Annotated in this window: 10 protein-coding genes; 2 read left to right on the forward strand and 8 right to left on the reverse strand. The window is 61.0% G+C overall.

Annotated features, from left to right (window positions below; genetic code table 11):
- Positions 1 to 16 precede the first annotated feature (16 nt).
- Both GQ56_RS39330 and GQ56_RS0113055 read left to right on the forward strand, forming a co-directional pair.
- On the forward strand, positions 17 to 2437 hold the full coding sequence (locus tag GQ56_RS39330) for a collagen-like triple helix repeat-containing protein (RefSeq protein WP_043301348.1): 2421 nt from the start codon (positions 17 to 19) through the stop codon (positions 2435 to 2437).
- Between the two features lie 124 nt (positions 2438 to 2561).
- A complete protein-coding gene (locus GQ56_RS0113055) occupies positions 2562 to 3848 on the forward strand; it encodes an isoprenylcysteine carboxylmethyltransferase family protein (protein ID WP_031399080.1) in 1287 nt (428 codons plus the stop codon).
- 66 nt (positions 3849 to 3914) lie between these two features.
- On the opposite strand, the gene GQ56_RS46505 is transcribed toward GQ56_RS0113055, so the two are convergent.
- The 8 genes from GQ56_RS46505 to GQ56_RS46510 form a co-directional block, all read right to left on the reverse strand.
- Entirely contained in the window at positions 3915 to 4535 is a 621-nt protein-coding gene (locus GQ56_RS46505; RefSeq protein WP_081894901.1) for a hypothetical protein, read from the reverse strand.
- Positions 4536 to 4564: 29 nt separating this feature from the next.
- Positions 4565 to 5443 carry a hypothetical protein gene (locus GQ56_RS0113065; protein ID WP_043301349.1) on the reverse strand — a complete coding sequence of 293 codons (879 nt, stop codon included), beginning with the start codon at positions 5441 to 5443 and terminating at the stop codon, positions 4565 to 4567.
- A gap of 98 nt (positions 5444 to 5541) precedes the next feature.
- Positions 5542 to 7302, reverse strand: a complete 1761-nt coding sequence (locus tag GQ56_RS0113070; RefSeq protein WP_031399083.1) for a ShlB/FhaC/HecB family hemolysin secretion/activation protein — start codon at positions 7300 to 7302, stop codon at positions 5542 to 5544.
- A 1432-nt stretch (positions 7303 to 8734) separates the two neighbouring features.
- On the reverse strand, positions 8735 to 9004 hold the full coding sequence (locus GQ56_RS0113075; RefSeq protein ID WP_031399084.1) for a hypothetical protein: 270 nt from the start codon (positions 9002 to 9004) through the stop codon (positions 8735 to 8737).
- A 409-nt stretch (positions 9005 to 9413) separates the two neighbouring features.
- Entirely contained in the window at positions 9414 to 9683 is a 270-nt protein-coding gene (locus GQ56_RS45870; protein WP_152601745.1) for a hypothetical protein, read from the reverse strand.
- A gap of 195 nt (positions 9684 to 9878) precedes the next feature.
- The gene (locus GQ56_RS45875) at positions 9879 to 10202 is read right to left on the reverse strand and encodes a hypothetical protein (RefSeq protein WP_152601746.1); all 324 of its coding nucleotides are present in this window, start codon (positions 10200 to 10202) and stop codon (positions 9879 to 9881) included.
- A 24-nt stretch (positions 10203 to 10226) separates the two neighbouring features.
- Entirely contained in the window at positions 10227 to 10478 is a 252-nt protein-coding gene (locus tag GQ56_RS41220; RefSeq protein ID WP_075122938.1) for a hypothetical protein, read from the reverse strand.
- The coding region (locus tag GQ56_RS46510; RefSeq protein ID WP_235212692.1) for a hemagglutinin repeat-containing protein at positions 10475 to 12413 on the reverse strand (1939 nt) is incomplete at its 5' end. The genes GQ56_RS41220 and GQ56_RS46510, both read right to left, overlap by 4 nt.

Raw genomic sequence — 12413 nt, forward strand, 5'->3', positions numbered from 1 at the left:
CAATGTCGAGGCCAACATGCACAATCTCTTCAAGAAGACGACGGTAACGATGGCCGTCTCGTCGCTGCTCGCGCTATATGGCTGCGGCTCGGTCGATGGACCCACGACCCCGCCGACGATCAAGCCGAGCTCGTCGGGGACGGGCGGCAGCTCGGGAACCTCCGGTACATCGGGCGGCGGTTCGTCGGGGACGTCGGGGGGCGGTAGTTCGGGGACGTCGTCGGGGACATCGGGGACATCGGGCACTTCGGGCACTTCGGGCACTTCGGGTACTTCGGGCACTTCGGGCACTTCGGGCACTTCGGGCACTTCGGGCACTTCGGGCACTTCGGGCACTTCGGGCACTTCGGGTACTTCGGGTACTTCGGGCACTTCGGGCACTTCGGGCACTTCGGGTACTTCGGGTACTTCGGGTACTTCGGGTACTTCGGGTACTTCGGGTACTTCGGGTACTTCGGGTACTTCGGGTACTTCGGGTACTTCGGGTACTTCGGGTACTTCGGGTACTTCGGGTACTTCGGGTACTTCGGGTACTTCGGGTACTTCGGGTACTTCGGGCACCTCGGGTACTTCCGGTACCTCGGGTACGTCCGGCACCTCGGGTACGTCCGGTACCTCGGGTACGTCCGGCACCTCGGGTACGTCCGGCACCTCGGGTACCTCCGGTACCTCGGGCACTTCCGGTACCTCGGGCACTTCCGGCACCTCGGGCACCTCCGGCACGTCGGGCACTTCCGGCACCTCAGGCACCTCAGGCACCTCAGGCACTTCCGGTACCTCGGGCACCTCCGGTACGTCGGGCACTTCCGGCACCGGCGTCACCCCGCTCGGCAACGTTCTCCAGAAATCCGGCAACCTCGTGACGGCAGTCGGCACGACGGTCGCGAACGGCGGCTCCGTGATCGGCGGCGTGCAGATCCCCGGTACGAACCCGACGACGGCCAACAGCGTCGGCAATGCCGTCACGAGCCTCGGCAACGGCGTGCAGGCGCTCGGCAACGGCGTCGCGGCAGGCCTCGGCTCGATCGGCGTGTCGGCGAACCCGCTCGGGCCGACGCTCACATCGACCACCGGCCTGCTGACCGGCGCCGGCGGCGCGGTCAACAACCTCGGCAACGCGGTGAAGAGCCTCGGCTCGGGCCCGCTGTCGCCGCTGTCGCCGGTGACGACGCTCGTCGGCGATCTCGTCAGCACCGTCGGCGGCGCGGTCAACTCGACCGCGTCGGGCCTCAACACGGCCCTGAACAGCTCGCCGGTCCAGCAGATCGAAACGCAGGTCGGCAAGGTGATCAACCCGATCACGAACACGCTGACCGGCGGCGTCACGACGCCGGGCGCCACGCAGACGCTCGGCAGCGTGACGCTGCTCGGTACGCCGCTCAACGGCCTGCTGAGCGCGCTCGGCAACGGCCTCGCACAGGCCGGCACGAAGGTCGGCGGCGCAACCGACAACCCGCTCGGCGCAGGCCTCGGCGGCGTCGTGGCCCAGTTGGGCAACACGGTGACGTCCACCGGCGGCCTCGTCCACGACAACAACGCGGGCAGCTCCAGCAGCGGCACGGGCGGCGGCAACCCGCTCGCGCCGATCACGGGCCTGCTCGGCACGCTGACAGGCGGGCTCGGCGGCGGCAGCTCGAGCGGTTCGGGCGGCACCAGCGGCACCAGCGGCGGCCCGCTCGCACCGATCACCGGCCTGCTCGGCAGCGTAACCGGCGCGCTCGGCGGTCTCGGTACCAGCGGAACCGGCGGCACGAGCGGTACCAGCGGCGGCGGTCCGCTCGCACCGATCACCGGCCTGCTCGGCGGCGTAACCGGCGCGCTCGGCGGCCTCGGCACCAGCGGAACCGGCGGCACGAGCGGTACCAGCGGCGGCGGCCCACTCGCACCGGTCACCGGCTTGCTCGGCACCGTGACCGGCGCGCTCGGCGGCCTCGGCACCAGCGGAACCGGCGGCACGAGCGGTACCAGCGGCGGCGGTCCGCTCGCACCGGTCACCGGCCTGCTCGGCACCGTGACCGGCGCACTCGGCGGTCTCGGCACCGGCGGCACGAGCGGCACCGGCGGTGCGGGCGTTGGCGGCCTGCTGGCGCCGGTCACCGGTCTCGTCAACTCACTGACGCCGCTCGGTGCAAGCCTCACCGGCACCGTCACCACGCCCGGCGGCAACCTGACCGGCACGATCGGCGGCGTCCTGACCAGCGGCCCGGTCGGCACGCTGACGGGTGCGCTGACGACGCCGGCCGGCGGCGCTGCCGCCGGCGCGACGGTCAGCCCGGGAGGCGCGGCAGGCACGGTGACGACACCGGCCGGCGGCGGCACCGTGGCGGCCGGCCTGAGCGGCAGCTCGAACGGGGGCGGCGCGGGCGGCGCAGGCAACCTGCTGTCGCCGGTGACGAACCTGCTCGGCGGTCTGCTGGGCGCCGGGCCCAAGAAGTAAGTCACGCATCACGCAACAGAACCACAGGCCAATGGCCGGGCGCGCATCCATGCAAAGCCCGGCCGACGGCCGGCGTCACCCGCTCAGCGGGGTCGCCGGCCCTCATCCCGACGAGGATCCGATCATGAATTCCACGCTCGACGGCATCGCCGCGGTCCAGGACCGCCCGCCCCGTTCCGCCACGCCGTTCCGCGCCGGGCTGCTCGGCATCGCGGCCGGCCTCATCGCGCTGTGGGTCACGCGCGACCAGCCCGGCCTCGATGCGGCGACACGCGCGGTCGTCGCGAGCCTGGCGATCATCGGCACGATCGCGCTCCACGAAATCCTCGTCTCGCGCGTCTATCTGCGCCCGAGCGCGGGGCTGTCGCGGCAGGCCGTCCGGCCGCTCGGCCTCGCGCGCGTCGCGACGCGGCTCGGCGCACTCGCGTCGGTCTATGCCGGCATCGGCGTGCTGTACTGGCTGCTGCCCGAATACCACGGCGATTTCTACCTGCCCTTCTGGTCGCTGCTGCGCTCGCTCGCGCCGTACGTGATCGTCGCCGCGCCGTTCTATTTCATGTGGATGGACCGCCATCAGCGCGAAACCGACGACGCATACCTGCTATGGGGCCGCTTCCTGTTCCGCGGCGAACGGCCGGCGAACTGGCAGCCGGTGCGCGAGATGCTCGCCGGCTGGGGCGTGAAGATGTTCTTCCTGCCGCTGATGACCGTCTATCTGTCGAAGGACGCCGACCATCTGACCGCGTCGCTCGCGCACATGATGAACGCGCCGATGTCGCTCGCGACGTTCTCGTTCATGTACGACCTGTCGTTCACGATGGACCTGATGTTCGGCACCGTCGGCTACCTGTGCACGTTCCGCATCCTCGACAGCCACGTGCGCACCGTCGAGCCGACCGCCCTCGGCTGGGGCGCCGCGCTGATCTGCTATCAGCCGTTCTGGTCGCTGATCTCGGGCCACTACATCCGCTACGAAGGCTCGCTGTTCTGGGACAACTGGCTGCTGTCCGCGCCGACGCTGCGGGTGATCTGGGGCACGGCGATCATCCTGCTGCTGCTGACCTATGCGCTGTGCACGATCTCGTTCGGGCTGCGTTTCTCGAACCTCACCAATCGCGGGATCATCACGTCGGGCCCGTACCGCTTCACGAAGCATCCGGCGTACATCACGAAGAACCTGTCGTACTGGATGGTGTCGGTGCCCTTCGTCGAGCCGCTCGGCTGGCAGGTCGGGCTCATGCACTGCGCGGCGCTCGTCGCGGTCAACCTGATCTACTACGTACGCGCGAAGACCGAAGAACGTCACCTGATGCGCGACCCCGACTATCGCGCATATGCCGAATGGATCGCACAGCACGGGTTGTTTGCGCGGATCAGGCAGGCGTTCTTCGGCACGAGTCAGACGGCGTAACGAAAAGGCAACGTCACGGTGAACCCGCCCGCACCGCCGACGATCCGCGCGGTGCGGCGCTCCCCTCTACTGCGTCAGACGCACGACATACAGACCGGGAAAGTTGGCGGCTACAGCCAGGCTGCAGTTCGGTCGGACCGAATACACCGAACCCGGGAGGGTCGGCTTGTAGATCACGGTCCCGTTCGCCTGATCCGCCATTTCCACAACGGGTGGGTTCGGATCGGGAATCACGTCCGTCTTGAAGTTCAAGGTCAGCGTTCGGTTGAACATGGTGTCGAAAGCCCCGTACGCCTTGATCTCGTACACATAGTCCGCCGTCACGCCTGCCGGCACCGGGTCTGGTTTGCCCCGGCAAATCGTCCCGTCGCGAACCACGCCATCAGGCAGTGTCTTGAAGGTCAACGTGGCGATGCCGTCGTCGGTGACAAGCGTCATCGTTGCATCCGGAATCGCGCTGCTCGTCACCTGTATCGACTTGTAGCTGTCGGGACACTTGACTGCACTCGCTTGCCCATCCGGTACCGCCTGCGAGCCTGCCTCGGTTGTGCCGTTCGTCGCGGTCCGGGCAGTCGAAGCTGCCGAGCCGTTGTTGCGCGTCGAACTGCCGCCGCCGTCACCGCCACCACACGCCGTCAGCAGGACTGCCACCCCCATCAGCCCTGCCGGAAGCCCTCGATTCTTCATTATTTTTCCCTCCGACACCCCGACCACCCTCAACGGCACGACAGGACCACCACGCCGCCAACCCCGTTCGTGTTCGGCAACGTCGCTGAATAACCAACGGCGATCAGCGGCTGCGTCGCGTCATGCCCCACGACAACCGTCTGCACCGACAACTGCCCGGTCGTCGAGACGCCATTCAACGGTGTCTGTGTGTTCGTCAGCGTATATTGCGAATTCCCCAGATTGATCGACAGGCTCAGATTGGTGAGCGTGCGCGCCCCGAGATCGAGCGTGGCCGAACTTGCTCCAAGCGTGCCGGCGACGCTGCTGTTATTTTGTGCCACCGTGTCCGCGATCAATTGGGTACACGCGAGCGTGCCGCTCGTCGCAGACAACGACAAGGGTGTGCCGACCGCGTAATGGACGCCTTGTTCACTGGTATAGGTATTGCCATCCGTGTCCATCGCCTGATTCCACCGCCCGATCGCCACATCGCTGCCGACACTTTGAATCTCGGTCACCGCCCCGTGGTCGAGCCCAAGACAATCGGTCGCCGCAGCCGATGACGCAAGCGTCGTAAATGCCCCGCTTGCCTGCTGCACCTGACTCGATGCAGGCGCGTTCGGCGCCGTGATGTTTCGGTTTTTCTGATAGGCCGTCGGCAGGCTGGGCACCACCAGCACGGCCAGTTGGCCGTTGTTCGCCGCTACCTGGGACGCGGAACCCGAATAGGTGAAACGGCCGTTCGGTCGGCATGCCGCTTGCGCCGACGGCTGAGACACCCCTGGCGTCGTAGTGGTCGGCGTCCCGGCTTCGTTACTGTTCGATGCGCTGCTTCCTGCATTGGCGACTCCACCGTCATCGCCGCCACACGCCGCCAGCAGGACTGCCACCCCCATCACACCACCCAAAAGCACTTGCTTCTTCATTGTCCAGCCCTCTCAAAAATGTTAAATATTCCTAACAAATAACATCACACCACCCACGCTCTGCAGCTTCCGATCCTCAACGACGCAAGATTTCCTGCTTAAAACTGTGCGGTAACCTGGAACCCGACCGTGACGCGCGTCGTCGGGAAGCCGGAGGGCTTGTAGATCGGCGTGCCAGCAAACAGGTCGTACGCGTATGCGCCAAAACGCGTGCCTACGCTACCCTTGACGCCGATCACCGCTCCGGCCAGTTGCGTCCCGACCAGCACGATCGGCTGCGGCCCCCACACGCGTCCATAGTCCAGCCCCGCATACACCGCCTGCCCCGTTTGGCCGATCGGCATTTGCAGCTCGTTGCGCCAGTAGAATCCGCGTGCCGCCGCGAGCATCGTTTCGCCGTCGAAGCCGCGTACCGTGTAGCGGCTGCCGATTGTCACGTCATCGAGGTAGTACAGCGTGTTGCCGGTGTACTGGCCGTGAAACGTTCCGATATAGCGGAACGGCTGCGTGCCGACCGCAAACGGCACCGACAAGTTCGCGTCCAGCACTGCCATCCGGAAGCGATAGGTCGGGCCGCCGCCCGCCGCAAATGTGTCGTCCTGTGCGCCGAAGCCGCCGACGCCTTGACGGTACGCAAGCGTCCCGTCGAACTGCGCGCCGGCGAAGTAGTGGCGATCGGTCAGCCCAAGTTCGATGATCGTGTTGTTACGGCGCTGCTGGGAAATCTCGGTATCTTCGATGAAGCTCTGACCGAAGCGGCGCGACAGTCGGAAATACCCGCCGAATACATCGTTCTGGCCGCGCGCCAGCACACGCGCCAGCTTGAAATCGATCGTTTTCGAGTTCCCGCTCGCGACGAACGTCTGATTCACGCCGGCAATCTGCTGGTAATACGTGTTCGTGTACGCGGACAGCGTGGCTGTCCAGTAGCCCCACGGTATTGAATAGAAGCCGTTCCAGCCATGCGAGCCGAGACGCTTGTCGCCAAATTCGAGATCCTGGCTGACGCCGACGTTGAGCATGTCGTTCAGGCCGAGCGGGTTGTCGATGCCGAGCGACAGGTTGCCTTGCAGCTTGCCGGTGGCGCGCGTGCCGGAGTTGTCGATCGATGCGACGACGGTCCAGGGTTTGTTGCGCTTTACGTCGAGTACCACGTCGCTCTCGCCGGGCAGTTCGCCGGGGACGATCTGCATCGACACGTCCTGGCTCGATATGCGCTTCATTTGCTCGAGGCCTTGTTCCAGGTCGCGGATGTTCAGCAGTTCGCCGCCGCCTGTCGGGAAGGCGGTCTTCCAGGTGCCGCGCAGTTTTTCATCGGCGAAGCGGATGCGTCGGATCACGCCGGGGATCAGCGCGAATTTGAGGGTGCCGGCCGACAGGTCCTGCTCAGGGACGAGTACGCGTGTGGTGACGTAGCCACGCGCCAGAATCGCTTGCGACAGCCCCTTAACCAGCATGTCGACGCCTTGCTTGCCGACGCATTGGCCGGTGTAGTGGTTCAGCCATTCACGGGCGAATGCGAACCGATCCATTGGCAGGGTGGACTCGCCTGCAGTTTTCATCGCGTCAGGCAATGACGCAGGCACATCGAGCGCAAAGCGGTCGATACGGAAGCACGGCGTTTCGGAAGGAAGCGCTGGATAGGCTTCAGCGTGCGGCACGTCCGAGCGGACGGATGGAGCGCGCACGGTTGCCTCACGCTCCTGTACGTCGCGTTGTTGTTGCGCTTGTCGATCCTGTTCCGCATTCGCGCGCGCGGCTGCAGCTTGGTCGGCCGGCGTGGGGGCCTGCTGCGCATGAACGGCGGCCGCGACCAAAGTAGTGAGCGGCAGTAGTGCCAACCTCTGAGCAATTTTCATTTTGAATCGTTTTCGTCGTCGCATTCGTTTGGCTTATGGCTATCACGTACCTTCTTGTCGCTGTTATCGAAAGGCTTGATTTCCAGGTTATGTGCACGGCTTGCAAATCCCCCGGCAAACGCCAGACCAAACCCGATGAGAGCAAAGCCCACTCCAATGACCGCCGATTACTCCCTACTTATCCAGTATTTTCAATCACATCACTTAATCAGATAACAATCCTACTCAACAGTGTTCACCAATAGATATGCAGACCGCGACCACACCAACCCAGCAAATAATCTTCTGCCCGCACGCAGTCTTAATCCACCACCCTCCCACTGCGCCCACCATTTATCCTCATTATTTCCACATCCAATCACTTCGATTTAATACCTCCGCGGCATCACATCAAGGGACGATGAAAACGGACGAAATAGACAGAGCCAATCAAAATTACGGCAACGACAACTAGAATCAGGAATGCTCTGAATCGCGCTCGCCTTTCGGTCGGGAAGGCACCACCCCCGCCCGCCTCACCAGAGAGAACGGTCAGCGCAAGCACAATGAATATCGCAATCACAAGCATTGTTTTTTACCTGCGAAGAAAGTCTCTACAAATCTATGCAACCATGTCTGACGAAACGGACTCTTGATCGGGTCGCGTAGATTAGGCCCTCTTTCAAACAAATCCTCACCTCCCCATCATCCATTTTCAGAACAAAAACGACGAGCTGCGACTCATTTCGCCTCTTCCATTGCATTGAGAAACGCCCCCCTAAAACGAAACGAAAGATATGGCAGCAAACAGGTCGAAAAACACATGCAACATGGACGGCGCAAGTATTCCATTTAAACTTGATGCCGCAACTCCGAAGCCAATGACCACGATATCCACGACAAACAATCTGATATATTCCACGCATCGACACCTGCCTGGTCACCGTTTGCCGCAGCATCCTTCAGCATGCGTCCGCGCAGCCCCAATCTCAAATTAACTCAATTACCACCGCCATCCCTCATACTCCTTGCTGCATTGCGTCCTATGCATGCCACAAACGTCACGCCTGCAGATAATCCGACATACATAATAACGAACGTAACTACGAAAACTTTCCAGAAGCGCGATGCCAAAATAACCGATTGATCCCTAACGACCTGACGCTTCTTTTTCGTACAACCAAAGTATCAATGAACATGGAGGGACCACTAGGGTAATTAGCCTCACCCATTTGTACAGTCGGTCAATTTACGGTAGATGATAGCCGCCCCACCCCTCATCCACATCAATGCAGGCCAGAACAAAAATTCAAAAAAAAGATCCGCCATCACAAACAGTGCCAAAAGAAAAACCGAAAAGTAAGCGACAGCTACGAGTTCGCGTTCTAATTTTCTCATTTCTTCATCAGTTTGGACGGAGGAGTGCCGATGCTTGCAATAACTGAATCCCTTATCATCGGGACTCGTCTGGCTTGTCGGCCTTTACTTCGTAGCTCTTGCGTGCCTTTTTGTAACGGTTATCGAATGGCTTGATCTTCAGCATATGCGCTCGACTTGAAATGCCTCCAATGGCCATCATCGCAAAGCCAAAGAGAAATGCCCCAGCCCTGATCCATCGGGGCATTTGGTCAAGTCCAAGCCCCCCAACAGCGAAGGATAAGCCCCCCAAAAAGAGGACGGCTCTAAGCCACCCTGAGAAATTGCCGCCTTCGATGAGTCTCATTTCTTTCCCTTGTCACCACGCGGACCGAAAATCGAATTCAACTGCTGGCCTACCCAGTTGTCGCAGTCGACGAAATCCACCCTGCAGTATTCGACACCATCGAGGCTGTATCCACAGTCGTACCCCTCACATAGTTCGTATCCGACTGGTCGAACTTCGCAAACGGTCCCGACAGATTGAATCCTGACCCGCCGCCTGTGGAATTCAGCGCCAGCAGCACCGCCGACCCCAGGCTTTCAGCAACTTGACCTTTCAATCCTTGGTTTTCGTCTGCGAGATCTGGCGCAAGCACAGAGCATGCGCTGATGAGCGAAAAGAAAAGTGCGGCAAGGCATAGGATTTCGTCATGTTTTATCCCCCAAATCTAAATATACCTAAATGGTTATTTCGCCCAGAATAATTTAATATGTTACCATTGGGATTTGCCGGGCTCGTCGCCCCTCACCTCATAGCTCTTGCGTGCTTTTTTGTAGCTGTTATCGAACGGCCTGATTTTAAGCAGCCTTGCCTGGCTAGTCATTCCACCAACTATCGCCAGCCCAAAGCCAAAACACACCATCAGAACGCTAATAATTGATGGAGGACCGTACTTCAAGAAACCAAATATGACTGCAATGCCAATTAACACCATCGCCACACTCACGGGGCGCGAAAAATTCCCATCTACAATAATCTTCACTTTGATTTATCCCCACCAGTCAAGCGACCCACGATGAATTCACAAAATCCTGAATAGCATTATAGGCACCACTATTCGAAAAATAATTAACCGTTGCGTTAAACGACGGAGCCAACAGAGGATATTTATCGGGCAACACCTTATTCCCAACCACATTCGCCGTGTTGTCCGTCAAATACCCCCCCAATATTAGGGCTAACTAGTTGCGACACCCCATCTGCCGCAACTCCGGTCGCCGTTGCCACAAGCACAACAGCTCCAAATGCCGATCTGACCGACCAGCGTTGCCGGTGCGCCCATGATGCGCATCTGGTCCTCGATCTGCGCCTGCGTATATTTTCCCTTGCTCCTCGCCGCCAACTGCTTCGCCAGCGTCTTTTCCTCCAGATGCAACTGCCGATTGAACCGAACAGGAGATTCGGCATCGCATTCGCACCGAGCAACAACTCCCCGCCGAACGACAGGCGCGACGACAACAGCAACAACCTGCGAAATCTGCATAAACACCGAGCCCGACATACACGGGGCTCATCGTTTCAAACCCTAGCGGCCTGATCTCCTTTTCTCACTGAACCACGCCACCGTACCCGCGAACAAACTGAACAGAACTACAAATACAGCCATTCGACCCGCTCGATTCCATGTCGGTAACTGATATGGAATGTCGTTAAACAGCCAGAGCAATGCAGGGCCGGCAATCAGCTCACTTATTGCCACAACCAGGGTTGCTGAAATCAACCAAATCAACACGTAGTACATCCAACGGAACCATTCAAAGTTGGTCTTCGGTTTCATTTCTTCCCGGCTCCATCGACTTTGTTTTGACCCATTCCACCAGCTTTTTCTTGTATGACACCTCCTCCAAACCCGCCAACCCAGGACGGGATCACACTCGGGGGGACATACTTCGAGACGCCCATACCAACATCCACCCACTCCTGCCGATACCAGGGATTCAGCACGTCATTGAGCTTACCCTCAATTTTTGCCCCAATCGGATATCCGATCGCCGTCCCCACCGCCGCACCTGCCATCGCCGAATTCGGGCTCTGACCTTGCAGCGCCGAGCCAGTCAACGCACCGCCGACCCCTGTCAGAAACACCGGAATAAACTTCATCCCCGTCGATGCCGCACCTGTCGCACCCGCCAACGCAAAGCTCGTCCAGTCAAACGACTGATTACCCATCAGTTGGACACCTCCATTAGCGCCCAATCCAAGCAATCCGCCCGCGCCCATCATTCCCGCCGACGCAAACGGACCGCCCATCACCAACCCGACCCCCATCAGCCCTGCACCCGCCACCGTCGCCCCAACCGGGTCCTTCTTCATGTTCGACGTCACCAGTTCGTTATACGTCTGCCCGTGGCCCAACTGCTGTTGCCCTCGGTCATACGCACCTTGATTCGGCTTGATGTACTGACTGTTGTAGTCATGATTCGCATACTTCGGATCGTTCTTGTAACCATAGCAATTCAGATTCTGGCAACCCACGATGCTCCGAATCTCGTAATCGTGCTTTCCGCCCGACACCTGCGTCGTCTGCTTGTCCGAGTTCCTCAGAATCTCGGCAACTATCCGGCCTTCAGCCTGCTCAACACTGATCCCAAGCTTTTCCGATACCAGCTTCGCATTCTGCTTTGCCGTCGCGTATTCATCCGGATGCAACTGCCGATTGAACCGGTCAACGTTATACCCAGAAAACGCCCCCGATTCCCCACCCACGGCCGCACCAGCCCCCGTCGCAAGTGCGTTCGCCACGATATTGCCCAGCGCCTGATTCATATTCGCGTTGCCGGTCGGATCACTGCCTGCGATTGCGCTGCTCAGTTCGTTCAGTTTGCCTGAAGCGATCGACGCGACCGCCGCACCGGCTGCCCCACCTACCGCCTTGCCGCCCGCCAGTCCCGTCACCAGCGCCGCGCCGGCACCTTGCATCAGGGCGCGGTTCGCTCCGCCCTCCTTCCAGGCGTCAACACCCGCCTGGTCGCCATTCTTCTGGGCTTGCCGTTTCATCTCGTCCGCGTAGTCCCCGATCCGGCGCGACACGGCTTCACCAGCCGCGCTGGCCGCCGCCATCATGTCCGCGTGATTGCTCAAGAGATTCTGCATGTCGGGGAGTTTGGCGACCGTACCGTTCGTGTTCGTCGTATCGCGGTTCAAGCTCGCCACATCCTGCTTCTGGTTCGCCGAATCCGTAATCGTGACCGTCCCCGCACTTACGCCGCTCTTCGTCGTCGCACTATCACTGCCGCTGTCGTTCTGTCCGAGCATGGGCACGGCGCCACCGGCATTCTTGCCCGACGTGCCGCCATGCGTGCTGTAGTTCATCCCGCCGTCGCCAGTCGTCGCACCCGCACTGAAGCCGCTTGAACTTGCATCGTAGTGCGACTGGTTCTGGATGTCCGAGAAGGACAGCGAACCCGTCGTCAGCGAATTCTTCGACGCATCCGCGTCGCTCGCGATCAGCCCGCCTTTCAGGTCGGTATTGCCGGTGACGTTGATATTGAAGCCGCCATCGCCCGCGTGAATCCCGGCCTGTTCATTGACGCCCGCATAGCTGCCCGTCGCGTTACCCTTGCTCTGGCTGAAGCTCGCACTTGCGCTGCCCTGACTGATGTTGAAGCCGCCGCCCGAACTCGACTGATGCGCCGCGCTCGTCAGCGTATCCTGCACGCTGACAATGTTCAGATTCCCGCCCACATCGGCGTTCACCTGATTGCCCTTCACG

Origin of the sequence: Burkholderia paludis, from assembly GCF_000732615.1 — a bacterium.
Lineage (GTDB): Bacteria > Pseudomonadota > Gammaproteobacteria > Burkholderiales > Burkholderiaceae > Burkholderia > Burkholderia paludis.

Bases quoted from the DNA above. Each gene is read 5' to 3' on its own strand.
- GQ56_RS0113065 (WP_043301349.1), bottom strand. From the start codon at position 5,443: ATGAAGAAGCAAGTGCTTTTGGGTGGTGTGATGGGGGTGGCAGTCCTG.
- GQ56_RS0113075 (WP_031399084.1), bottom strand. From the start codon at position 9,004: ATGAGACTCATCGAAGGCGGCAATTTCTCAGGGTGGCTTAGAGCCGTC.
- GQ56_RS41220 (WP_075122938.1), bottom strand. From the start codon at position 10,478: ATGAAACCGAAGACCAACTTTGAATGGTTCCGTTGGATGTACTACGTG.
- GQ56_RS46505 (WP_081894901.1), bottom strand. From the start codon at position 4,535: ATGAAGAATCGAGGGCTTCCGGCAGGGCTGATGGGGGTGGCAGTCCTG.
- GQ56_RS0113070 (WP_031399083.1), bottom strand. From the start codon at position 7,302: ATGAAAATTGCTCAGAGGTTGGCACTACTGCCGCTCACTACTTTGGTC.
- GQ56_RS0113055 (WP_031399080.1), top strand. From the start codon at position 2,562: ATGAATTCCACGCTCGACGGCATCGCCGCGGTCCAGGACCGCCCGCCC.
- GQ56_RS39330 (WP_043301348.1), top strand. From the start codon at position 17: ATGCACAATCTCTTCAAGAAGACGACGGTAACGATGGCCGTCTCGTCG.
- GQ56_RS45875 (WP_152601746.1), bottom strand. From the start codon at position 10,202: ATGTCGGGCTCGGTGTTTATGCAGATTTCGCAGGTTGTTGCTGTTGTC.